This is a genomic window from Streptococcus sp. Marseille-Q3604 (assembly GCF_916619785.1).
In the GTDB taxonomy this organism is placed as follows: Bacteria; Bacillota; Bacilli; order Lactobacillales; family Streptococcaceae; genus Streptococcus.
In genome coordinates, this window is sequence record NZ_CAKAKM010000002.1 from 847,303 (window position 1) to 870,751 (window position 23,449).

General features: G+C 41.3%; 19 protein-coding genes. 18 read left to right on the forward strand and 1 reads right to left on the reverse strand.

What is annotated here, in order from left to right:
- Positions 1–5: 5 nt before the first annotated feature.
- The 8 genes from LG375_RS08730 to addA all read left to right on the forward strand — a co-directional run bounded on the left by LG375_RS08730 (position 6) and on the right by addA (position 13,833).
- The gene (locus tag LG375_RS08730; protein ID WP_225745638.1) at positions 6–791 is read left to right on the forward strand and encodes an ATP-binding cassette domain-containing protein; all 786 of its coding nucleotides are present in this window, start codon (positions 6–8) and stop codon (positions 789–791) included.
- 8 nt (positions 792–799) lie between these two features.
- Entirely contained in the window at positions 800–1,615 is an 816-nt protein-coding gene (locus LG375_RS08735) for an ABC transporter permease (RefSeq protein ID WP_002891777.1), read from the forward strand.
- The gene (locus tag LG375_RS08740; RefSeq protein ID WP_002884593.1) at positions 1,616–1,876 is read left to right on the forward strand and encodes a hypothetical protein; all 261 of its coding nucleotides are present in this window, start codon (positions 1,616–1,618) and stop codon (positions 1,874–1,876) included. It abuts the gene before it with no gap.
- Between the two features lie 9 nt (positions 1,877–1,885).
- A complete protein-coding gene (locus LG375_RS08745) occupies positions 1,886–3,625 on the forward strand; it encodes a DUF6287 domain-containing protein (RefSeq protein ID WP_225745639.1) in 1,740 nt (579 codons plus the stop codon).
- 279 nt (positions 3,626–3,904) lie between these two features.
- Complete coding sequence (locus tag LG375_RS08750) at positions 3,905–5,215, forward strand: hypothetical protein (RefSeq protein ID WP_225745640.1); 1,311 nt, start codon at positions 3,905–3,907, stop codon at positions 5,213–5,215.
- Positions 5,216–5,250: 35 nt separating this feature from the next.
- Complete coding sequence (locus tag LG375_RS08755) at positions 5,251–6,624, forward strand: GHKL domain-containing protein (protein WP_073686189.1); 1,374 nt, start codon at positions 5,251–5,253, stop codon at positions 6,622–6,624.
- A 245-nt stretch (positions 6,625–6,869) separates the two neighbouring features.
- Entirely contained in the window at positions 6,870–10,190 is a 3,321-nt protein-coding gene (rexB, locus tag LG375_RS08760; protein WP_225745641.1) for an ATP-dependent nuclease subunit B, read from the forward strand.
- Entirely contained in the window at positions 10,180–13,833 is a 3,654-nt protein-coding gene (gene addA / locus LG375_RS08765) for a helicase-exonuclease AddAB subunit AddA (protein WP_225745642.1), read from the forward strand. The genes rexB and addA overlap by 11 nt, the downstream gene beginning before the upstream one ends.
- 353 nt (positions 13,834–14,186) lie before the next feature.
- Here the strand turns inward: addA and LG375_RS08770 are convergent, their stop codons facing one another.
- The gene (locus tag LG375_RS08770) at positions 14,187–14,918 is read right to left on the reverse strand and encodes a DUF554 domain-containing protein (protein WP_225745643.1); all 732 of its coding nucleotides are present in this window, start codon (positions 14,916–14,918) and stop codon (positions 14,187–14,189) included.
- 273 nt (positions 14,919–15,191) lie between these two features.
- Between LG375_RS08770 and LG375_RS08775 the strand changes: the two genes are divergently transcribed.
- The 10 genes from LG375_RS08775 (at position 15,192) to LG375_RS08820 (ending at position 23,359) form a co-directional block, all read left to right on the forward strand.
- The gene (locus LG375_RS08775) at positions 15,192–15,923 is read left to right on the forward strand and encodes an ABC transporter ATP-binding protein (RefSeq protein ID WP_014635010.1); all 732 of its coding nucleotides are present in this window, start codon (positions 15,192–15,194) and stop codon (positions 15,921–15,923) included.
- A 2-nt stretch (positions 15,924–15,925) separates the two neighbouring features.
- Positions 15,926–17,515 (forward strand): DUF4231 domain-containing protein, encoded by a 1,590-nt coding sequence (locus tag LG375_RS08780; protein ID WP_225745644.1) that lies wholly within the window; start codon positions 15,926–15,928, stop codon positions 17,513–17,515.
- 119 nt (positions 17,516–17,634) lie between these two features.
- Positions 17,635–18,438 carry a glutamate 5-kinase gene (gene proB / locus LG375_RS08785; RefSeq protein ID WP_004183407.1) on the forward strand — a complete coding sequence of 268 codons (804 nt, stop codon included), beginning with the start codon at positions 17,635–17,637 and terminating at the stop codon, positions 18,436–18,438.
- A 1-nt stretch (position 18,439) separates the two neighbouring features.
- Positions 18,440–19,690, forward strand: a complete 1,251-nt coding sequence (locus tag LG375_RS08790; RefSeq protein ID WP_225745645.1) for a glutamate-5-semialdehyde dehydrogenase — start codon at positions 18,440–18,442, stop codon at positions 19,688–19,690.
- A 94-nt stretch (positions 19,691–19,784) separates the two neighbouring features.
- Positions 19,785–20,177: a DUF805 domain-containing protein gene (locus LG375_RS08795; protein ID WP_225745646.1), complete on the forward strand. Its 393-nt coding sequence runs from the start codon at positions 19,785–19,787 to the stop codon at positions 20,175–20,177.
- Between the two features lie 100 nt (positions 20,178–20,277).
- On the forward strand, positions 20,278–20,694 hold the full coding sequence (locus tag LG375_RS08800) for a DUF805 domain-containing protein (RefSeq protein ID WP_049545893.1): 417 nt from the start codon (positions 20,278–20,280) through the stop codon (positions 20,692–20,694).
- Positions 20,695–20,791: 97 nt separating this feature from the next.
- A complete protein-coding gene (locus tag LG375_RS08805) occupies positions 20,792–21,190 on the forward strand; it encodes a DUF805 domain-containing protein (protein WP_002884632.1) in 399 nt (132 codons plus the stop codon).
- A 99-nt stretch (positions 21,191–21,289) separates the two neighbouring features.
- The gene (locus LG375_RS08810; protein WP_225745647.1) at positions 21,290–21,682 is read left to right on the forward strand and encodes a DUF805 domain-containing protein; all 393 of its coding nucleotides are present in this window, start codon (positions 21,290–21,292) and stop codon (positions 21,680–21,682) included.
- Positions 21,683–21,823: 141 nt separating this feature from the next.
- Complete coding sequence (locus LG375_RS08815; RefSeq protein WP_225745648.1) at positions 21,824–22,279, forward strand: Wzz/FepE/Etk N-terminal domain-containing protein; 456 nt, start codon at positions 21,824–21,826, stop codon at positions 22,277–22,279.
- 30 nt (positions 22,280–22,309) lie between these two features.
- On the forward strand, positions 22,310–23,359 hold the full coding sequence (locus LG375_RS08820) for a hypothetical protein (RefSeq protein ID WP_225745649.1): 1,050 nt from the start codon (positions 22,310–22,312) through the stop codon (positions 23,357–23,359).
- Positions 23,360–23,449 lie beyond the last annotated feature (90 nt).

Here is a 23,449-nt window from a genome sequence, read left to right on the forward strand (position 1 = left end):
TATTAATGGAAACCAATCAATTAACATTTGAACATATCTGTTTCAAATATAAGGGAAATGATAACCAGCTCTTTACAGATTTGGATGTTACTATGGAGACTGGCCAAGTTGTCGGTATCTTGGGTGCTTCTGGTTCAGGGAAAACAACTTTAACAGAGATTCTCCTAGGCCAGCTTAAACCGACTTGCCAACAATTTCGTATTTTAGAAAATGGCAAACCTGTGACTGCTGGTTCACGCTCTTGGTCCTATGTGCCCCAACAAAATCTCCTACGTGAGTACCTCAAGGTATCTGAGACCTTTGATTTTTATGCGGACCATCATCTGAAAGGAAGTGGTAAGCTGACTAAAAAGCATCGCATTGCAGGGATAATGGATGATTTAGGGTTGACGGAATTTGCAAACAAGAAGATTTCAGAGATTTCTGGGGGGCAAAAACGCCGTGTCTCCATTGGTATCGAGCTTCTTAGCCCTAGTCCCTACTTTATCCTTGATGAGCCGTCTTCAGGCTTGGATGCCCTTAGTGACCGTAATCTCTTACGTACCTTGAAAATCTTGGCTAAATCAGCTAACAAGTCTATTGTGGTTATTACCCACAACACAGAAAATTTGGCTATTTTTGACAAGATTATCTTCTTGTCCAAGGGACGTCCGACATTTGCAGGGACCTATGAAGAGTTGCTTTTGGAATACAAGACTAGCGATCCTTATATGATTCGTAAATATATGGATATGAATATCGCAGATGTCTACCAAGAGCTCAATGCTTCAACACGTATTTACAAGATTTAGGGAGACTTATGAACGCAGCATTACGATTAAGTTGGTATAAATTTAAACACCACTACATGGATTTTGTTAAGGTTCTTCTGGGCATTGTCGCTTTCGAAGGCTTAATCCTCTATATTCAAGACAAGGGATTTTTGAAAGATTTCGAAACAACTCGAATGACCCTCTTTCTCTTGCTTTTCTCAACTAGTCTCTTGATTGTGGTTCAAAACAGTATTTATATTTCTAAGGAACGCTCAGTCCTCAACCGTGACTTTTTCTCAGGTTTGAGTCGTTCGGCCTTTGCCTTGGCTAGTATGGGGATTCACGCCTTCTTTGCCGTTTTGGAAACTATTGTCTTTATCCTATCTTACTCTGTTTTTAGTAAGTTCTTTGACAAAGAATTTCCAGACGCTGGTCATATTTTTGGTTCCTACCGTTGGGAAGTTGGGATTACAGTGCTTCTGGTTTTCTTGGCTTCGCATTTCATTGCCCTTTTTATCTCAGCCTTGGTTGGCAAATCTGAGATTACCTCTGTTATCCTAGCAGTTGTTGTGGGGATCATGCAATTTTCATTGTCAGGAACTATCCTATCTTTGCCAAAAGCCATTGATTGGGTACAAAAATTTATCTATCTAGGTTATGGGCACAAGCTTTTTGGGATTTCTAGTGACTTGTCAGACTTGCCATCTAGCTTGGCTAAGTACAGGGTCCCTGTTCCTAAGAGCCAGTTGGAGGCCTTTCAAGGGTCTACAGGTGAATTCTGGGGCCAATGGTGGGCTTTGGTACTTCATTGCCTCGTTTATGCCCTACTCTTTTTCGTCACACTTCAGAAGAAGGAGAAATAAATGCAACAATATGATGAATGGCTGATTGACTTCCAAGTTCAGCATGGCCGCAAGCCGAGCGATAAGGAAGTTGCTGAAGCTGCTAAGACTGGTTTTGCTCTTTCTAGTGGTTTGAGCAGACAGAAAAATTCTAAATTCAGACAAGTTTTGTCTAAGGTTGGTTTGGGCGATCTCAAGTTTAGCTGGTTTTTAGTTTTGGAAATTTTGCTCTTGATTTGTATTGCTCTCTTTGGCTATGTTGTAGGCTATCTATTTATCTAGGAGGACCTCATGAAACAGTTTAAACATAAAAAGTTTATCGGTTTGGCCTTGATTGTCTTTTTGGTCTTCATGGTACTTGGAAAATATACTCAGAGCACGGCTTTCACATCGTCTTCAAGAGTTTATGCCACAACCGTTGTCGATAAGAATACCGGGAACAAGGTGCGTTTTGAAGTTCGTAAAATCAAGGGAGACAAATACGAAGTCAAAAATACGGAGACAGGTGATACTTATCAGGCTAATGCCCAAGCCGGCGAAGACCGTTCTTTGAGCTTTAAGTTGGCTGGAACTAACGGCAACTCAGACGGTACTATCCGTATCACACCAAGTATGGTGCCTGGAGGAGATGCAAAGGTTGAAATGACTGACTCAAACACCTATACTCAGGTTGAGGGAGGTTCTGAAGTCGTTGAGTCTAGCGAGGCTTCGTCTAGTTCTTCAAGTAGCCAAGTTAAAAGCATTATTAAGGATATTTTGGAATCAAGTAGTTCATCCTCTGGTAGCGACGCAAGCTCAGAGTCGTCTTCTAACGATCCAAATAAGCCAAATGCAGATATCAAGACTAAGACCGATGTCAATGGTGATAAGGAAACCACTTATATTGCAGACTATTCGACTGAAGACATTAAGTCCATCACAGAAGCCTTTGGGAAATGGCTCTATCAGTCTGATTATGCCAAGGATGCTGTTTTAGTTCAAAGTAGCTTTGACAGTATCACTAAGGTCAATGATGGTAGTCCAACCTTCCTTTCATTTAAGGCACCTAAGGAAAAAGATAGCAGCCAAACGATTACCATCCTTGCTAATCTCATCAATGCGGATGGCTATGAACATATTACTGGTGTTCCGAGTGGTATCATCAATGGTAAGGAAGTCTCAAACTATGATTTCAAGGACTATAAAAACACGGTTGATTCCTTTGCTCTAGGAATTAATGACAATAGTGGTAAGACCGCCGACTATAGCCCAACATCATCCTTCCGTCTTTATACCTTGAAGGATAAAAAACATGCTATGTATGAAGACGATGCCGCTGAACAGAAAGCCCTCTTTAAGGACTTCTCAGCTGATGATAAAACTGGTGGCAATTATAATGGCTATAACAAGCTTTATAAGGATTTGGTTGACCAAGATAAGGATTCTTACCAAATCGTTCTAGGCTCTAATGGTACTGTTTATTATGTAACTAACTACTGGAAGGACAATTACGATAAGAAGGCTGTTCAGACCTATAAGGTAGCGCCAGATGACATGCAAGAGGCTTACCAAGAGTTGCTCAAGCATTACTCTAGTACTGGCACGTCTGATAGCTCAGAATCTTCAAGTTCTTCACAATCATCGGAGTCATCATCAAGCTCATCAGAGACCAAAACAGAATCAAAAACAGAAACTAAGACCGAACAAACAGGCATGGATGTTAATGCTATCAAGGATAATAACTTCCAAAGCCTTGAAGGGACTTGGAAGAATGGGAATGGCTTAAGTCTGAATTTTTCTAAGGACAATTTAACAGCTCCTGAGAATTATGTTGTTGAAAATACAAATGGAAAACTTGAGAATGGCTATCTCACATCAAGTTTAAGAATGGGTATTTCCGGAGCAGCAATTGTCTTTATTCCTAAGGGAGTAACGCTTCCGACAGTACAGGGATTTGTGGACGGTTCGGATAATACTAAAGACCGTATTTTGATTACCCAGTCAGCATCACCACAATCTGACGCTAAACAATTCTACTATAAAGCTGATTAGACCTGACAAGGGTGAAAGTCTTAAAAAAAGTAATGTTATAACCTAAAAGTTGAGATAAAATTATCTCAACTTTTTATGTTACATTTGTAACTTTAATTTAATAGTAAGTCCATCTTATATAAATAAATGGATTCTTAGAGGTATTATAGACTTTATTAGAAATTTAATTATTGTGAAAACTTACAAAAAGCTATATAATGAGTAGTGTTGTAAAAAGGGCTTCCTAGGGGATTTTTGAGGAAGTTTCTTAAATCAGATTAAAGGGAGAGGGGGAAAAGAATGACTTCTATTATTGAATCGCTATTTGCTGTTTTTAAAGATTTTCATTGGCTAGTATCTATAGACACACTCTTGATTTTCTTTGTCAATTATCTGATGTTTCATGCAGCTGGTAGGGTCAAGATTTCTTGGAGGCTACTTTTATTAGGTGGTCTTTTGTCAGTTGTTTTGACTCCCCTTCTTCCTATGGGATTCAAATTTTTACTTAATCCTCTCATATTATTTTGTTTTAGTTATTACAAACGTCCAGACTTGCCATGGATAGAGCCGGTATTTAATAGCTTTTATGCCTGGGGAACAACTAATATCATTATACGGGGCTTGTCATTAATCGTCTTTCCTTTACTTTTGGGAGCCGACTTGACTAGCCGTATTCCAGAATCTTTAACGGAGTTTATCTGTGTGGTAGTTACCTATCCTATTTACCTCTTGGTTCACCGTTTTATTGGTTATGAATATTTGCAGGTCGAGGAAAAGGAGCGCTTGCGCATACACTTCACCCCTATTGTTATTGGGGTTAGCTTTGCCTTTCTTTCATATGGGCTTTTAAATGAATTCATGCCTTACTTTGCTAGTATCTGGCCTGTGGAAGTGGTTAACAATTATGCTAAGTTGGTCGTTCTATTGGCAACAGGAGCCTTCTTTATCGTTGTTTCCTATGCCAATCAGTGGATAAAGGATGAACTTTTTCTGGAGTTGAAAGAGGAGCAGGAACGTCATTTCCAGAGCTTACAGGAATCTAGTAGGCATATCCTCCATCTTTATCAGGAGTTATACCGTGATGGAGTGCCTAAGGTAGTTGTACCTAAGAAGGCTAAGACTGTTCTGGCTACTAGTCAAGAGGGAGACAGTCAAAACCTATCTGAGGAAGAAGTTCCCTTCAGCAAGGTTATGCCAGATATTTCCAACCTGCTTTCTCAATTGTTACGTTCCGTCATTGAGAGTAAGTATATGGAGTTTCATGCTGTTGGAATTGATTTTATCATGGAGGTTCCAGACCCTATATCCCCATCCCATATTGATATAGTGGATCTATCAGCTGTCCTAACGACCTTCTTGGACAATGCCTTATTGAGAGCTCATGGTCAAGAAAATAGCTTAGTTCGTCTGTCTTATTACCAAAGTGGTGAGGTTCAGGTCCTCTCTGTAGAGACAACCCTTTCGCAAGACAGTGCTGAGGCACCTCACAAGGCGTACGAGAATCATCTGTCAATTAATGAACAGATCGAAGATATTATGGAGCGTTACCCTCAGTCTAAACTTAGCTTTAAGAATGATAAGTTCATCTATAGACAGCAATTTGAATACTAAACAACTTGTAAAAAAATATATAGAAAGGAGATTCGATGTTTGAGTCGTTTTTGGGAATAAATTTTTTAAATCTCTATAATACAGATGCCTTTCTAGCCATTCAGATTATTATAACGCTGACGATAAACTGTGCTATTTTCAAACGAATGACAGACATTCGTATCTCCTGGACGGTGTTTCTGACCTTAGCCCTGCTAGATGTGGTTCTTCAGTATAATATTAAGAGTATGAACATGATTGCTGATGTCTTTATTCTGATGGTTTTGGCTATTCTGGCTAAAGGAAAGACTTGGACGGTAACGCAGTATGCTTTTCATACCTTGTTTCCAGTGGTGACATCAGATTTGCTTTATCGTTTATTGGGACTCTTCTTTATTCCCCTTCTCTTAAATCTCCCTGTAGCGGAGGTGGGGTCTAATGCACTTTTCTATCTCTTATCTTACGGTTTGATTTTGCCACTTTATTTTGTTTTTGACCGTTTCTTGGGCTTGGATTTGAAGCGTTGGAAGGTCTATAGTGATGACTCTTTCCATAACCTCCAGATTTCTAGAAGAGCTGCCTTAGCCATGGCTACTTATTTATTGGGAATCTTTCTCAGTATGAATTTAGATGACTGGTTACCTGGTTATTCTTTAGATTTGGAATTGAGACTTCGTATGTTAGGGGTTCTCTTGTCTGCAGTGGCCTTTATTTTCCTAGTTGCTCATCTTAATCAACTGTCTAGGCAGTATTTGGAAGAGAGTTTGGCCATGGAGGAAAAACGGCATTTGAATAGTTTGACTAAGGCCAACCAAAAGATTGATCTTCTCTACAATGAATTGTTACAATACAGACAGTCTTATCAGACGGTTGTGGAACAATTTTCAGAGGAAGTGCGTGACCAGGAAGAGGCCCTTGCTGAGCAGGTGTATCAGAATGTTCTTAGAGAGAGTGCCAAGGAGTTTGAACGTTTCCGTGTCATTGATAATCCTAAGCTAGAAAATATTCAATCCTTGCCCTTACGTAGTCTTCTTTCGGCTCGTATGATGGAGGCTAAACGTAGTAATATTCCAGTGACTTGTGATATTCCTGAGGAGATTTCAGGCTTTACCATGAACGTGGTTGACTTGACCTTGCTGGTGTCCATTTTCTTTAGTAATGCGATTGATGAGAGTAAGCAGGTGCCTGCCAGTCAAATCAATTTTAGTTTTCATCGTCATGATAAGGATGGGAGTTACCATTTCGTCATGGAAAATAGGACGCAAGAAGAAAAAGTTGACCTTGATGCCATTATGCAGGAAGAAAATCAGAAGAAGACCTCTGGTCTTAACCTTCACTCAGCCAAGGATATTCTTAGGAAGTATAGTGATGCCAATCTGATTACAAGCAGTGGTGATTACCTCTTCAAACAGGAATTGATTTTTAAATAAATATATAGAGCTAAATCAAAGGATTTGGCTCTTTTTTTCGTTACAGATCCATAAAGTAGGGCTCTTTGCTGTTGAGCTTACGCTTATGTCTGAAGCTTAGGACATCGGAGGAGGAAGGGGTGAGGGAGGAGTCTGATTGTTGCTTCATTCTGTGTTATAATAGCAAGGATTAGTGGTTCTTAGAGCTAGGTGAATGGCGATTGCTTAGCCTAACAACTGGTGTAGAGACAAGAAAGGGACGTCTTATGAAATTACTTTATACGGATATGTCTCAGGATTTAACAGAAATTCTGACGGAGCAGGCAACTAGCTATGCTCAAAAGGGAAAGAGGGTCTTTTATATTGCCCCTAATGCCCTATCATTTGAGAAGGAGCGTAAGGTCTTGGAATACCTGCCTCAGTCAGCGTCCTTTGAGATTACGGTGACTCGTTTTACTCAGATGGCTAGGTACTTTATTCTCAATACGAGTAACCCAAAAACGCAGTTGGATGATACTGGTCTGGCCATGATTTTTTATAAGGTCTTGTCACATATGGACGATGATGAGCTCAAGGTTTATGGTCGTTTACGCAAGGATAGTAACTTTATTAATCAATTGGTGGACCTTTACAAAGAGTTGCAGCAGGCTAATATGACAGTTCTGGATTTGCAGCATTTGGATCAGGCGGAGAAACAAGAGGATTTGGTAAGGATTTTCAGTGCGGCTCAGGATCTCTTGTTGGCGGGAGATTTCGACAATCAATCAAAACTCAGTGCCTTCTTCAAGGAGATTACCTCAGGCCACCTCGATAAGGCCTTGAGTAACACGGTTTTGGTCATTGATGGCTTTACGCGTTTCTCTGCCGAGGAGGAAGCACTGGTTGCACTCTTGAATGATAAGTGCCACCAGATTGTCATTGGGACTTATGCCAGTCAAAAAGCTTATAAGGCCAATTTTGTCTATGGCAATGTTTATCAGGCTTCAGTGGATTTTCTGAAGACTTTGGCTCAGACTTATAAGGTGACACCTGACTACGTGACGACAGACAAAGAGGGCAATCCTTCTTTTGCACGTATTAGTCGTCTTTTGGAGAGCCGTCATGATTTTAGTACGTTAGATGAGAAGGTTACGGATCAAGACAAGCAAGCCTTGCAGGTCTGGGAAGTGGTCAACCAAAAGGAAGAAGTGGCTCAGGTTGCCAAGAGTATTCGTCAGTTACTGGCGGATGGCAAGCGCTACAAGGATATCTTGGTCCTGCTTGGTGATGAGGAGAGTTATAAGCTTCAGGTGGGTCAGATTTTCCGAAAATTTGATATTCCCTATTATTTTGGTAAGGAAGAAGCCATGTCTAGCCATCCTTTGGTGCAGTTTGTGGATTCGCTAGAGCGTATCAAGCGCTATAATTATCGTGCCGAGGATTTGCTTAATCTCGTAAAATCAGGTCTCTATGGCGGTTTTACTCAAGAGGACTTAGACCTTTTTGAGTATTATGTCAATTTTGCAGATATCAAAGGGCGTCACAAGTTCTTGTCTGATTTTACGGCCAATAGTCGTGATAAGTATGATTTAGACCAGCTTAATGCCTTGCGCTCACAACTGGTAGAGCCCTTGGACAAGTTGCTTAACAGTCGCAAACAAAAGGGTTCTAGTCTGCTTAAGAAACTTGCGGTCTTTTTAGGGGCTGTACAAGTGCCAAGTCAGATGGCTGCTTTGACTGTCAAGGCCAGTGAAGCTGAAAAAGAGCAGAATGAACAGGTCTGGAAGTCTTTCACCCAACTCTTGGAGCAGGTTGAGACTATTTTTGGAGAAGAAACACTGTCAGTGGATGACTTTTTGTCAATTTTGCGTTCGGGAATGTTGGCTTGTGATTACCGTACGGTCCCAGCCACTGTTGATGTGGTCAATGTGAAGAAATACGATTTGATTCAACCACATTCAGCTCCTTATGTTTTTGCCTTAGGCATGACTCAGTCGCATTTTCCAAAGGTTGGGCAAAATAAGAGTCTCCTGTCTGATGAGGAGCGTAGTCGTATCAATGAGGCGACGGATGAGCATAGGAGTTTGGATATTGTTACGCAGAGTAATAGTCAGCGGGGGCATTTTGTGGCTATGTCGCTTTTCAATGCGGCTAGTGAACAATTGGTGCTTAGTCAGCCACAAATTCTCAATGAGACGCAGGATGACATGTCGGTTTATTTGAAGGAACTTCCTGACCTTGGTCTTCCTTTGGTTGAAAAGGGACGTAATCGTTTCGAGGCTAAGGGTGACCAGATTGGGAACTACAAGGACCTCCTATCGACTATCATTGCCCTTAACAGCAGCCATCTAGATGCTGATTTAGATAAGGAAACGCAGACGTTCTGGTCAGTTGCTGTGCGTTATCTCCGTAAGCGACTTGATGAGGACCAAGTCTTGATTCCAAATGTGATTGACGATGTGACGACGACCAAGGTGGATGATCAGGTCATGCAGCTGGTCTTTCCGGGGGAAGAACCACTAAAATTATCAGCTTCGGCTCTGACGACCTTCTATAACAACCAATATCTTTATTTCTTGCGTTATGTTTTGGGACTTGAAGAGTTGGAATCCATCCATCCAGATGCCCGACACCACGGGACTTATTTACACCGTGTCTTTGAGCGTGTGATGGGTGATTCTTCGTCAGAAAACTTCGATGATAAATTGGAAAAGGCTATTGCTCAGACCAATCAGGAACAACCCTTTGAAATTCTCTATACCGAGGACCAAGAGAGTCGCTTGTCTCGTCAGATCTTGGAAGATATCGCCCGTTCAACTGCCAGTGTTTTGCGTGACAATGCGGCGGTTAAGGGTGAGCGTGAGGAAGCCAAGTTTGACTTGCTTTTTGCAAATAGCATCAAGATTACAGGGATTATTGACCGAGTGGACCGTTTAACGGATGGGGCTCTGGGTGTCGTTGACTACAAATCAGGTAAAAATGTCTTTGACATTCAGAAATTCTACAATGGCCTCAGTCCGCAATTGGTGACCTATCTGGAGGCCCTTCGACAAACCTATAAGGTCGATGCTGACCAGCTATTTGGTGCCATGTATCTTCACATGCAGGACCCACAACTTAACCTAGTCCAGTTTGGTCTGGATAAGCTAGCAGCTCAGGCTAATAAGGAATTGACCTATAAGGGGCTCTTTGTAGCTTCAGAAACAGAGCATCTGGCTGGTGGAAACTATGATTTACAAAAGACTGTCACCTATGACAAGGAGGACCTAGAAACCTTGTTAGACTACAATATTAAGCTCTTTACAGATGCTGCTGAGATTATTCGAAGTGGGAATTTTGCGGTCAATCCTTATACCGAGGATGGCAAGTCTGTTCAAGGGGATCAAATCAAGGCTATTACTCATTTTGAGGCCGACCGCCACATGGGACAGGCTCGTAAACTCTTGCGTTTACCAAGTAAGGGCAAGAAAGAAGCCTATTTGGAGCTGATGACAAAAGACGAGGACAATAATCAGATGCAAGTTGCTGAAAATATCATCCCCTTTCCAGTCACTGATCAAGCTGTAAAAGCAGACAAAAAAGACCAGGAGGACAACCATGTTGACTAAAGCTTTTTTAAGTCCAACAGAGATTAAGGAACGCATTGCCCAAGAAGCAGCTTCTGACAAGGAACGCAAGTTAACACCTGAGCAGATTGAGGCCATTTACAGTAATGGTAGCAATATTCTTGTGTCAGCTTCGGCCGGATCAGGAAAAACCTTTGTCATGGTTGAGCGTATCCTTGATATGATTGGACGTGGCGTTGGTATTGACCAACTCTTTATCTCAACCTTTACGGTAAAGGCTGCAGGTGAGTTGAAAGAGCGTCTGGAAAAGCGTCTGACAGAGCAACTTGGACAAGTTGAGACGGATGAAGAGCGTGCCTTTCTTTCAGATCAGATTGCCAAGATTGGGACGGCTGATATTGGAACTATGGATGCCTTCACCCAGAAATTGGTCAATCAGTATGGCTATCTTCTGGGTGTGTCACCTATTTTCCGCATTATGACAGATCCTGCCGAGCAGACACTCATGAAAAATGAGGTTTATGCTGATCTCTTTAACGATTATATGCAAGGAAAGGATGCCCAACTTTTCCAAAAATTGGTCCGCAACTTCGTAGGAAATGGCAAGACTAGTAAGGCTTTTCGTGATTTAGTTTACGATGTCTATAACTTTTCTCAGGCTACTGCAGGTCCTGAAAAATGGCTACGTCAAAATCTTTTAAAAGGGCAGGCAGAGGCCAATCCAGACAAGGCTAAAGCTGAGCTTTTAGAGGGTCTCAAAGATGGCTTGTTGGCTGATTTCTTAGACTTCTTAAGAGACCATCTAGGTCTAGCTCAGCGTGAATTTGCCAAGGCCAAATATCTAAATAATGTGTCAGATGCCATTAGCCTTCTTGAGGGAGCCTTGGCCAATGACCAAACGGATATGGAGGACTTGCTCAAACAACTCTTGACTTTGTCAGGAGGGACTGGTTTGACCAATATGACCCGTCCTAAAGACGAGGAACTCAAGGCCTACAAGGAAGCTTACAACAAGACCAAAAATGAGTTTGTGGCCCAGTTGCGAGAGGTTGATACCCAGCTAACGGTCCTCGAGGTTTTGACCAAGCATAATGATGACATCCTACCTCTGTTGGAGTTGCTTCAGGCCTTTGTACTTGATTTTTCGGACCAGTATTTACAGGCTAAGATTCAGGAAAATGCCTTTGAATTCTCGGATATTGCCCATTTTGCTATCCGTATTTTGGAGGATAATCCAGAGGTGGCAGCTAGCTACCGTGACCGTTACCATGAAGTGATGGTAGATGAGTATCAGGACAATAGCCATACCCAAGAACGCATGTTGGAGCTCCTCTCTAATGGCCACAACCGATTCATGGTGGGAGATATCAAGCAATCCATCTATCGTTTCCGTCAGGCAGACCCTCAGATTTTTAATGGTAAGTTCCAGCTTTTCCTTGAAAATCCAGATGCAGGTAAGCTGATTCTCCTTAAAGAGAATTTTCGTAGTCAATCTGAAGTTCTTGATGCGACTAATGGTGTTTTCAGCCACCTCATGGACCAGGAAATCGGGGATATCCTCTATGACAAGACTCACATGCTGGTAGCGGGTAGCCAGAAGCAAAAAGAACCCCATCCTGAAAATGAGACAGAGGTTCTGATTTACAATAGTGATGAAGCGAGTGTGACTCCTGACGAAGAAGGTGCTGATCAACCTATTAGTAGCGGCGAGATTTCCTTGGTTATCAAAGAAATCATCAAACTTCACGAGCAGGGTGTACGTTTTGAGGATATTACCCTCCTAGCACCAACTCGCAACACCTATCTGGACTTGATGGCAAGCTTTGAGGAGCACGGAATTCCCTTGGTTCCTGATGAGTACAAGTCAAGCTACCTAGAGTCACTAGAAGTTATGATTATGTTGGACACCCTTCGTGCCATCAATAATCCTCTCAATGACTACGCCTTGGTTGCCCTCCTTCGTTCACCTATGTTTAACTTCAACGAGGACGACCTGGCTCGGATTGCTGTTCAGGCTGACAAAGGACAATTCTATGACAAGCTTCTTGCATCTCATACTAAATCAGGACTTCATCCAGAAGTTGTCACCCAAGGACTTGAGGCAAAGTTGACTCTCTTCATTGAAACTCTGGCAGATTGGCGTGCTTACAGTAAGTGGCACTCGCTCTATGACCTCATCTGGAAGATTTACGACGATCGTTTCTATTATGATTATGTTGGCAGTCTTCCACGAGCTGAGCAACGTCAGGCCAATCTCTACGCCCTTGCCTTGCGTGCCAATGCCTATGAAAAGACTGGCTTTAAGGGACTTTCCCGTTTTATTGGCATGATTGATAAGATCATTTCTAGCGGTAACGACCTAGAGGAAGTGACAGACTTGGTTCCCAAAAATGCCGTTAGCCTTATGACTATTCACAAGTCCAAGGGACTAGAGTTCAAGTATGTCTTTGTCTTGCAGATGAATCGCAAGTTTATTGGTCACAGCAAGGATGGACTAAGTGGTAAGTACATTATCAACCGTGAAAAAGGACTAGGCATTAAGTATCTAGCTGACCTCAAAGACCAGGTAAACACTAATTTGCCTAAGTTAAATGTTGTTCTCGAAACCTTAACCTTCCAGGAAAATCGTAGGGAAGAGCGTCGAGCAAGTATCTCAGAAGAGATGCGTTTGCTCTATGTTGCAATGACCCGTGCAGAGAAAAAACTCTACCTAGTTGGTAAGGGAAGTAAGGAAAAATTGACCCAGCAGTTTGGCACGGATGTTGAAAATAATCGCCTACCAGTAGCTCTACGTGACCAAATCGCTACTTATCAGGATTGGGTTATGGCTTTGGATACTGCCTTTATGAGAAAGGATCTCAAGTTTACTGTTCGCTTTGTTGAGGCTGAGGAGTTGACTCCAGAGGCTATTGGTCAGGTTGAAGTTCAAGCGGCAGTAAATGCTGATGATTTATCTAACAATCGCCAGACGGAAGACATTAAGCGTGCTCTAACTGTCTTAGAAAGTGTTGAAAAACTCAACCAGCTTTATGCACCAGCGATTGACCTACCATCTGTGCGTACGCCGAGCCAGCTCAAAGCCTTCTACGAACCTGTCATGGATACCGAAGGGGTGGACATCATGGATAAGAAAGAGGAGGTGCAACCTCTTGAGACTACCACTATCTTTGAACTTCCAGACTTTGGGCAAAAAACTAAGGTCACTGGAGCTGCAGTTGGTTCAGCCACCCATGAACTCATGCAACGCTTGATTCTTTCTGATACGGTGACCCTCCAAGATTTGACACAGGCCTTGAGTCGGGTATCTGCAGATGATCAAGTCAAGGCGCGTGTGCAGTTAGAAAAGCTACTAGGCTTCTTTGACACCGAACTTGGGGAGCTCATTCTAGCTAACCGTGGTAAGTTGCGTCGTGAAGCACCATTTGCTATGTTGGCAGAAGATCCCGCTAGTAAAGAAGATTTTGTCGTCCGTGGTATCATCGATGGCTACCTTCTTCTTGAAGACCGTATTGTCCTCTTTGACTATAAGACGGACCGCTTCACTCATCCTAGTGAACTTAAGGAACGTTACAAAGGGCAAATGAGCCTCTATGCTAAAGCACTTAGCCAAGCCTATCAAATAGATAAGATTGATAAATACCTTATTCTCCTAGGTGGAAAAAACTTGGAAGTCGTAGAAGTATAAGCTATAGCCTAACCATTCTTTCAGAGTGAAAGAGTGGTTTTTTGTGTCTCAATCCCACCAAAAAAGACCGGTGTGCACACACCAGTCTTCTCAGATAGATTTCCATCAGTATTGTAAGTTCGTTAAAATATTAGAGGATGGAAATAGTTATGAAAAAAAGTATCTTGTAGGTTGCTTAGGCCTACAAGGGTTATTATAACAAACTCATATCAGTCTAAACAAGGTTAGAAAAATTAGAATTAGACGCAATAAATATGGCTATTTTTTAATAGTTTTGGATCCATAACGGCAATAAATAGAGACAAAAACCGCCAGCATTAGACTGACGGTATTTGTTTAGTTTAATCCTAATGTCAACTAATCAAAGGCACCACCCAATTGACCCAGGCCCAGGAAATAGGCATAACCAGAATCATGGATGGAATCATATCTGCTGTTGGGAATTGACGCAGTTTCATAATACGAAAACCGGTCGCAATCATGAGGAAGCCCCCGCAAGCCTTAAAGTCTCCAATCATGGCTTTTGTTGTTAGAGGGAGAATGAAACCAGCAGTCACAAAGAGGAGGAAGAAAACGATAAATTGTGGAATGGCAATCATGGAGACGATGTAGCCTAGACTACAAGAGAAAATCATAGCCGTAAAGAAATCTAGGATAGATTTAGAAATTAAAATAGAAGCATCGCCTGTCATCCCAGACTCAAGACTCCCGTAAATTCCTGTACCACTCGCACAAAAAAGTACGATAACTGTCAAGAGCTGTGCATAAAACTCATCGTGAGCTAACCCTGTTTGTTTGCTTGGTGTAATCTTGGACAAGCCTTTTTCCATAAGCCCAGCCCCCTTGTTGATGAGGTTCCCAAACTTTAGGGCCAGTCCAATAATGGTACCGATAACTACTGCAAAGATAACTGCAGGCATATTAACCATATTCATAATAGCACTAATCCCCATAACCATAGAGGCTAGGCCGAAGATAAGGTTAAGATTGTCCTTGAAATCGTCTCTGAGATAATCCCCAAAGAGTCCTCCAGCGATTCCTCCTAAGATAATAGATAGCGAGTTGATGATAATTCCAGTTGGCACCAGTGATTTTCCTCCTATTGTTCTAAATACTATAAGTTTAGCATTATCAAAGACCGAATGCAAAATTGTCCCGTTTATACAAACGTTTTCTTGAAATTGTACCTTTGAAATGATACAATAAATGAGAAGGTAACGAAATAGCCTTATCTAAACCTATTGTCGGCATTATTAGAGTATTGTTCATGAAAAACATAGCAATAACTCTAATTTATAATTTAATATAAATTGCAAAATGAGACTGTTGTTAAATAGATTCTCAAGAAAGGATAAAAGATGATTCGTTTTGAACATGTAACGAAACGTTATGAAGATAAAGATGCTCTCTCAGATCTTAACCTCGAGATTCGAGATGGTGAGATTTTTGGTCTGATCGGTCACAATGGGGCTGGTAAGACCACGACGATTTCCATTTTGACGTCTATCATTGAAGCTAGCTACGGTGAAGTTTACGTTGATGATATGGCCCTCAGTCAACATCGTGATGCCATCAAGAAAAAAATCGCTTATGTGCCAGATTCACCAGACCTATTCCTAAATTTGACTGCCAATGACTATTGGTACTTCTTGACACGTATCTATGATTTGGAAGCTAGTCAAGTCGAGGAACGTTTGACTAATCTCATGGCTACCTTTGACTTGACGGAGAGTCGTTATAACCTCATTTCTTCCTTCTCTCATGGTATGCGTCAGAAGGTTGTCGTTATCGGTGCACTTTTGGTTAATCCACAGATTTGGGTTTTGGATGAGCCTCTGACTGGTCTGGATCCACAGGCATCGTTTGACTTGAAGGAAGCTATGCGTCATCATGCCAAGGAGGGCAATAGTGTCCTTTTCTCAACCCACGTTCTAAGTGTAGCTGAGCAGCTCTGTGATCGTATTGCTATTTTGAAGAAAGGAAAACTTATCTTCCAAGGGTCTCTAGCCGAACTGAAGTCTCAGTACCCTGACAAGGATTTGGAAACCATTTATCTGGAAATGGCTGGACGTAAGATTGAGGAGGTATAGTCATGAACTGGAACCATGTTTGGGAGCTTTTTAAAATTAATCTCCTCTATGCAAATCCTCAAGCGGTAACTAACCTACAGAAACGTCAGGAGAAAAAGAAAAAGGCTAATTTCTCCATCGTTAATGCCATGCTTAGACAACAATTCTTGATTTTAATTATTTTTACGGTTGTATATAGCTATCTTTTTGTAGGTGTCGATTATAAGGCCAATCCTGGAGTCTTAACCCTATATCTTTTGACATTTTCAATCATGGGGCTTCTACAGACTTTTACGGCTCTCTATAGTACCTTTTACGATAGTAAGGATAGCAAGGCTTATCTGCCTCTTCCCTTAAAGCCATCAGAAGTCTTTTTGGCCAAGACCTTGTCAGGTTCTATGGTTGGGATGACCTTCATGGTACCTATCCTTAGTCTTCTCATTCTAGCTTACTGGCAATTTATTGGCCCACTGGGGATAGTCGTGGGGCTGCTATCCTTTATCGTTTCTCTCTTTATCAATCTCGTTTTTTCAGTGATTCTGTCTAATAGTATTGGAACGCTGATTGTTCGCAGTTCACATCAAAAGCTCTATTCGACTATTTTGATGACCCTGTCAACCCTATTGATTATGTTCCCTATCATGATGGTTGGTTTTCTTAATGGTTATATTAAGGGTGCTGGACATATTGATTTTCCTTTATTGCCTTATCTAAGAGGTTACTATGATGTGGTAGCTGCTCCTCTATCTCCGGAGGCTCTACTAAATTTTTATCTTCCTCTTATCTTAGTGCTTATCTTGGGCTTTTGGTTTTATAAAGTCAGAATGCCTCGTTATTTCCACGAAGCCATTTATAACAAAAAGGCTAGAAAGACTCAGGTAAAAGTTGTTACTCGAAGTCAAAGACAGGTCTTGGTTCGCCATCATTTATCTACTTTGGGAAACTCAACCCTCATTATCAATACCTATGTGGTACCAGTATTATATATGATCATGCTGGGTGGAGGTGCGTTCTTTTTGAAAGATTTAGGTCCAGACTATTTCGGGCTCATGCTTTTAGTCGGAATTGCCTTTGGTTTCTTTTCAGCTCAACCAACAAGCTTTCTTGGTGTAGCAACTTCCCTAGAGGGGACAAACTTTGACTTTATTCGTAGCCTACCAATCAATACGGGTGACTATCTTCGTCAAAAGTTCTGGCTTTTCTATGGCTTGCAAGTTGGTGTTTCCCTCTTATTAGGAGGACTTGGTTTAATATTCTTGGCTCATCTCCATCCTATTTTGGTAGCAAGTTTCACTCTTGGTTTTCTCGTAACAACCTATCTTGTAGGTGGCTATTACTTTGAACGTGACCTTAAATTGCTGGAAGTGAATTGGCAGGAAGTTACCCAGCTTTTCAATCGAGGTGGCGGACAGTGGCTCTTTATGGGTATCTTTATTCTTACAATTTTCATTGCTGCCTTGCTAGGAGGTATTGTCTTCTTTGCAAGTAAGTTCTGGATTGCCCTAGTAGTCAATGCTATAGTATCTGGGCTTATAGCTTTAGTTGTCCTAATCGTTTATCTCTTTGTTGATCGCAGACGTTGGAAACGTATTAGAGCCATGTTTTTTGCCTAGAACAAACTGTTTAAAGAGTCTCTCCGATTGGAGGGATTCTTTTTTAATGAAAATCCTTAATATGTAAACTTATGCATTATATATGTTAAAATACCTGAATTTAGTGTATAATCATAAACATGAAACGAAATTTTGACTCAGTAAAACGCCTGGTTATCAAAATCGGGACTAGCTCTCTGGTTTTGCCATCAGGGAAAATTAATCTTGAAAAAATCGATCAATTAGCTTTTGTTATTTCTAGCTTGCATAATAAAGGAATTGAGGTTGTCCTCGTATCCTCTGGTGCCATGGGCTTTGGTCTCAATGTCCTAGACCTAGACAAGCGACCGGCTGAAGTCGGTAAGCAACAGGCTGTCTCAAGTGTAGGACAGGTGGCTATGATGAGCCTATATTCTCAGGTCTTTTCACATTACCAGACCAAGGTATCTCAGTTGCTTTTGACGCGTGATGTGGTTGAGTATCCCGAGAGTTTGGCCAATGCCATCAATGCTTTTGAGAGCCTCTTCGAGCTTGGGGTTGTCCCAGTTGTTAATGAGAATGACGCTGTCAGCGTAGATGAAATGGATCATGCGACTAAATTTGGGGACAATGACCGCTTGTCTGCTATTGTTGCTAAGATTGTTGGTGCAGACCTACTCATCATGCTGTCAGATATTGATGGGCTCTTTGATAAGAACCCAAATGTTTATGAGGATGCGACCCTTCGTAGCTATGTTCCAGAGATTACTGAGGAAATTCTGGCCTCAGCTGGTGGTGCCGGTAGTAAATTTGGTACGGGTGGTATGATGAGTAAGATTAAATCCGCTCAGATGGTTTTTGAAAATCATAGCCAAATGGTTTTGATGAATGGTGAAAATCCACGTGACATCCTTCGTGTCCTAGAAGGAGCCAAGATTGGTACACTCTTTAAACAGGAGGACTAAGATGACATATATCGATACACTAGGCCAACAGGCCAAGGTGGCAGGTCGTCAGATTGCTAAATTATCAACAGCAGCTAAAAACGACCTTCTAAATCAGGTAGCTAAAGCTCTAGTAGCTGAGAGTGCCTATATTATCACTGAAAATGCTAAGGATATGGCCAATGCCAAGGAAAATGGTATTTCAGAGATTATGCAAGACCGCTTGCTCTTAACGGAAGACCGTATCGCAGGGATTGCTGAGGGTGTCCGTCAGGTGGCAGATCTTCAGGACCCAATCGGTCAAGTAGTTCGTGGCTATACGAATCTGGATGGTCTCAAAATCGTTCAAAAGCGTGTTCCTATGGGTGTTATCGCTATGATTTTTGAGAGCCGTCCCAATGTCTCAATCGATGCCTTTAGCCTTGCCTTTAAAACCAATAATGCTATCATTCTCCGAGGAGGACGTGATGCCATCAATTCCAACAAGGCCTTGGTTACAGTAGCCCGTAAGGCTTTGGAAAATGCAGGTATCACAGCAAATGCTGTTCAGCTGGTTGAAGACACCTCTCATGAGGTAGCAGAAGAACTCATGGCGGCGACCAAGTATGTAGACTTGCTCATCCCTCGTGGTGGAGCCCGTCTCATCCAAACGGTTAAAGAAAAAGCCAAGGTTCCTGTCATCGAAACGGGTGTTGGTAACTGTCATATTTATGTGGATAAATATGCTGACTTAGATATGGCGACACAGATTGTTATCAATGCCAAAACCCAGCGACCAAGCGTGTGTAATGCTGCAGAATCTCTCGTCGTTCATGCTGATATTGCGGAAGACTTCTTGCCTAACTTGGAAAAAGCTATTTCAAAAGTTCAAGCTGTTGAGTTCCGTGCAGATGAAACGGCTCTGAAACTCATGGAAAAAGCTGTACCAGCTTCACCAGAAGATTTTGCGACAGAGTTTCTTGACTATATTATGTCTGTTAAAGTGGTAGACAGCCTTGATGAGGCCATTGATTGGATTAATACTTACACGACATCGCATTCAGAGGCTATCGTGACTCAGGATATCAGTCGTGCGGAGCAATTCCAAGACGATGTAGACGCTGCAGCGGTCTATGTCAATGCCTCAACCCGCTTCACAGACGGCTTCGTCTTTGGATTGGGGGCTGAAATCGGAATCTCAACCCAAAAAATGCACGCCCGTGGCCCAATGGGACTTGAGGCCCTAACCTCAACCAAGTTCTATATTAACGGACAAGGACAAATTAGAGAATAAACAATGAAGCCCCATGATGGGGCTTTTTTGGTCTATTTGCTAGAGTATAAAGCTTTTGCTATACTGGGGGTATCAAAAATGAGGAGCTTTTGTGATGTTTAGAGCTTATAAAAAGTATTGGATGGGCTATGTCGATTTCACGGGACGTTCAAGCCGCTCAGATTATTGGTTAGCAGTTCTAGCAAATACTATAGTAACTATCATTTTATTTAGCATAGTTATAGTTGTAATTGTTTTTGATAGTCCCGATAGTCCTTACCATGTTATTCTCAACTTACTGTATCTGCTTGTAATGACCTATTTTCCTGCTAGCTTTATCCCATCCATTTCCCTTCAGGTACGTCGCTTGCGCGATGCAGGCTATCACTGGGCCTTGATTTTTTTACGTTTTGCCTTTGTTATAGGTGATATCGTTCTGTTGGTTTTGTTTTGTCAACCCACAAAAATAGAATTTCCTTTCAACCAGCTCAATAATTCACAACAATAATAATGACTTAACAGCCTTGCTAGGCTGTTTTTTAGTTGATTTGTCAATCTTCCCTTCTCTTGCTATACTGGGAGTATCATAAAAAAAGGGGAATTTTATTATGATTGAAGCCTACAAAAAATTTTGGAAGGGCTATGTAGATTTTAAGGGACGTTCAACGCGTTCAGATTATTGGCTTAATGTTCTTGCGCAATGCTTGGTTTATTTATTGTTTAGTTTCTTACTCATACTAATCATGATTTTAGGAGGAGACTCCTCTACGTATACATCTGATCCATATAGTTTTCAAATGATTTTGGTCTATATTGTAGTGTTAGGAATTGGAGTCTATGCGTTAGCCTCACTTGTACCATCCATTGCAATCATAGTACGTCGTTTACGAGATGCAGGTTACCACTGGGCCTTGATATTCCTATCGCTAATTCCATATCTTGGTGGTTTTATTATTTTTATCTTAACCTTACAACCAACAAAGGTAGAAGTAGCGTTTAATAATTTCAATAACCCACAGCAATAAAAGTGCTTAGCAGCCTTATAGGCTGCTCCTTAGTCAATTTGCCAGAAGACCGGTCTTTTGGTATAGTAGTATTATCAAAAAATGAGGAGATTTTATTATGATCGAAGCTTATAAGAAGTTTTGGAAGGGCTACGTAGATTTTGAGGGACGTTCAACACGTTCAGATTACTGGTTTGCATATTTGGCAAATATGTTAACTGTCGTTGCTTTTTATGTGTTGTTAGCAGTATTTGGAGGAATTGCAGGTGCAACTGATTCAAGCTTTTTAGCTGTTATTTCACTTATCCTACTACTTATCTTTTTTGCCTATGGTATTGCTGCGTGTTTACCTGGTATTGCTGTAACTGTTCGTCGTTTGCGTGATGCTGGCTACAATTGGCCGTATATTTTTGTTGCATTTATCCCATTTGTAGGTGGTATTATCTTAATTGTGTTGTTGTGTAAACCAACTAAGGTTGAGTATCCATTTAACAACTTCAATAATCCACAGCAATAATAATGACTTAACAGCCTCACTAGGCTGTTTTTTAGTTGATTTGTCAACCTCCTCTTCTCTTGTTATACTGAGAGTAACATAAAAAAGGGGGATTTTATTATGATTGAAGCCTACAAAAAATTTTGGAAGGGCTATGTTGATTTTAAGGGCCGTTCAACACCTTCAGATTACTGGTTTGCATGTTCGGCACATGTATTGATTTTCTTTACTTGGTATTTGCTCCTAGCAGTATTTCAAAGAATGGCGGTAGATGAAACATCCTTACTTACTAATGAAGTGATTTTCCTACTTATCTTTTTTGCCTATGGTGTGGCTGCGATTTTACCTGGTATTGCTATAACGGTTCGTCGTTTGCGTGATGCTGGCTATCATTGGGCATATATTTTTATTCCTTTAATCCCATTTGTCGGTATTTTTATCCTTATTTTTCTACTATGTCAACCAACAAAAGTAGAAGTGCCATTGAACAACGTCGATAACCCACAGCAATAATGCAAATCATCCAACTCTTAGAGTTGGTTTTTCTAATGTCAAAAAAGTTTTATGTCAATGTTGCACATTTTAATATTTCTGATATAATCTTATCTGAGACTAATTGATACTAAAAATATATTTAAGAAATGTGAATATTCTATGAAACTACTTCGTCATTTAAAAGAAAAACGTTACCTTATTTTGGCATTTACCCTACCGGCTATCCTATTGGCTCTGGCTATCGTCTTTTTGCAGCCCGCACACAATCATGCAAAAGTTCAAGTTAAGGTGGGGACTAAGCAGTCATCATCAAGCAAACCTAAGTCTTCATCCAAGTCATCGAGCTCAAGTTCATCGTCATCTTCTTCAACCTCGAGTGAATCTTCAAGCGAATCGTCGTCATCAAGCTCAACGGTAGAAGCAGCTAGTCAGACAGAAGCAAGCTCAACTCCTGCGGTAGCATCGGCGCCAACGCCTTCTTCAGCACAAGAGACTTATCAAGCTCCTCAGTATAACTATGTGCCACCAACAACTTATACCGAGTCACATAGTGAGGCTTCAAGCTATACAGCCCCTGCCTACAGCGCAGATGTTAGCTCTGGAACAGCAGAATAAGAGTCAAAGAGAAGGAAAGTTAGACTAAAAATGAAAAGTAAAGTTTTAGTGTTAGTGACGGCTTTGTCTAGTTTAGTCCTCTTGACAGCTTGTTCAAACCTGCAGAATGGCTTAACAGCGTCGACTTCATTTTCATCAGTAGAGCAGTCACAATCAAGTAGTAGTGAAAGCTCTAGCACGAGTACTAGCTCAAGCTCTAGTCAAGAGAAAAAGGTAGATACATCTGCCTATGATAGCATCATTAGTAAGTACCAAACGGCTGTAGCTGACAATCAAACGGATGCCTCACTTAATTCTCTCATTGTGACCTATGCTAATTCTCAAACAAGTCCTGCCTCAACGGTCTATACTTACCGTGATTTGGATGGTAATGGTGTTGATGAGTTGATTCTTGCTTTTAAGCCAGGTAAACTCTTTAAAGAACATGTGATTACGGATATTTACACTATCTCTAAGGATAGTGGTCAGGTGATTCGTCTGACAGAAGGTCCACAACTGGGCATGTTGGGTGAGCGTATGACATTGGCCTACCTCATGGATAACACCTTCAGCTACTATGGTAGTGCTGGTGCTATGGCTGGTGGAGGTTCTGGCTACCACTTTAGTAGTGATGGCCAGTCTCTTGTAAAAGATGACAGTGATTCGGGTGCAGACAAGGTTGATCTCTCTAATTGGGGTTGGAAGGACCTGAGCAGCGCCTCTACTAGTAGCTCTAGCACAGCGTCACAAACGCAAACAAGTTCATCAGCTCTTAAGCCTGATGAGCTCAAAAATGGCAATTACAAATCAGCTGTAGGAACATGGAAATCTTCAAATGGAAAGACCATCACCATTACTTCGGATGGACAGTTGGATTTCTGGGGCTATACTTATCCTATCGACAAAGTCTCACCGAATCAGTATGTGTCTGGTATATATACCTTAACTTATGTTGATTCTAGTCCAGTTGGGAATACCCCAATTCAGCTTTGTCCTAAGGGAGTTAGTGATGCAAGTGATGCGGGAGATAACAGTAAGGACCGTATTATAGCGACGAATGGGATGCCATCTGTGGAAAGTTATTTTTATCGAGTGGATTGATCTTATCAAATGATATAGAAACTAAAGAGTCAGGCCTTGGATCTGGCTCTTTTACTATCCTGTTAACTTACAGAACGAGACAATTTCTCT

Excerpts from the sequence above, each read along its gene's own strand:
- LG375_RS08730 (WP_225745638.1), top strand. The coding sequence starts at position 6 with ATGGAAACCAATCAATTAACATTTGAACATATCTGTTTCAAATATAAG.
- LG375_RS08795 (WP_225745646.1), top strand. The coding sequence starts at position 19,785 with ATGTTTAGAGCTTATAAAAAGTATTGGATGGGCTATGTCGATTTCACG.
- LG375_RS08755 (WP_073686189.1), top strand. The coding sequence starts at position 5,251 with ATGTTTGAGTCGTTTTTGGGAATAAATTTTTTAAATCTCTATAATACA.
- LG375_RS08775 (WP_014635010.1), top strand. The coding sequence starts at position 15,192 with ATGATTCGTTTTGAACATGTAACGAAACGTTATGAAGATAAAGATGCT.
- LG375_RS08820 (WP_225745649.1), top strand. The coding sequence starts at position 22,310 with ATGAAAAGTAAAGTTTTAGTGTTAGTGACGGCTTTGTCTAGTTTAGTC.
- LG375_RS08815 (WP_225745648.1), top strand. The coding sequence starts at position 21,824 with ATGAAACTACTTCGTCATTTAAAAGAAAAACGTTACCTTATTTTGGCA.
- LG375_RS08735 (WP_002891777.1), top strand. The coding sequence starts at position 800 with ATGAACGCAGCATTACGATTAAGTTGGTATAAATTTAAACACCACTAC.
- LG375_RS08800 (WP_049545893.1), top strand. The coding sequence starts at position 20,278 with ATGATTGAAGCCTACAAAAAATTTTGGAAGGGCTATGTAGATTTTAAG.
- LG375_RS08790 (WP_225745645.1), top strand. The coding sequence starts at position 18,440 with ATGACATATATCGATACACTAGGCCAACAGGCCAAGGTGGCAGGTCGT.
- LG375_RS08750 (WP_225745640.1), top strand. The coding sequence starts at position 3,905 with ATGACTTCTATTATTGAATCGCTATTTGCTGTTTTTAAAGATTTTCAT.
- LG375_RS08745 (WP_225745639.1), top strand. The coding sequence starts at position 1,886 with ATGAAACAGTTTAAACATAAAAAGTTTATCGGTTTGGCCTTGATTGTC.
- LG375_RS08780 (WP_225745644.1), top strand. The coding sequence starts at position 15,926 with ATGAACTGGAACCATGTTTGGGAGCTTTTTAAAATTAATCTCCTCTAT.
- rexB (WP_225745641.1), top strand. The coding sequence starts at position 6,870 with ATGAAATTACTTTATACGGATATGTCTCAGGATTTAACAGAAATTCTG.
- addA (WP_225745642.1), top strand. The coding sequence starts at position 10,180 with ATGTTGACTAAAGCTTTTTTAAGTCCAACAGAGATTAAGGAACGCATT.
- LG375_RS08805 (WP_002884632.1), top strand. The coding sequence starts at position 20,792 with ATGATCGAAGCTTATAAGAAGTTTTGGAAGGGCTACGTAGATTTTGAG.
- LG375_RS08810 (WP_225745647.1), top strand. The coding sequence starts at position 21,290 with ATGATTGAAGCCTACAAAAAATTTTGGAAGGGCTATGTTGATTTTAAG.
- proB (WP_004183407.1), top strand. The coding sequence starts at position 17,635 with ATGAAACGAAATTTTGACTCAGTAAAACGCCTGGTTATCAAAATCGGG.
- LG375_RS08740 (WP_002884593.1), top strand. The coding sequence starts at position 1,616 with ATGCAACAATATGATGAATGGCTGATTGACTTCCAAGTTCAGCATGGC.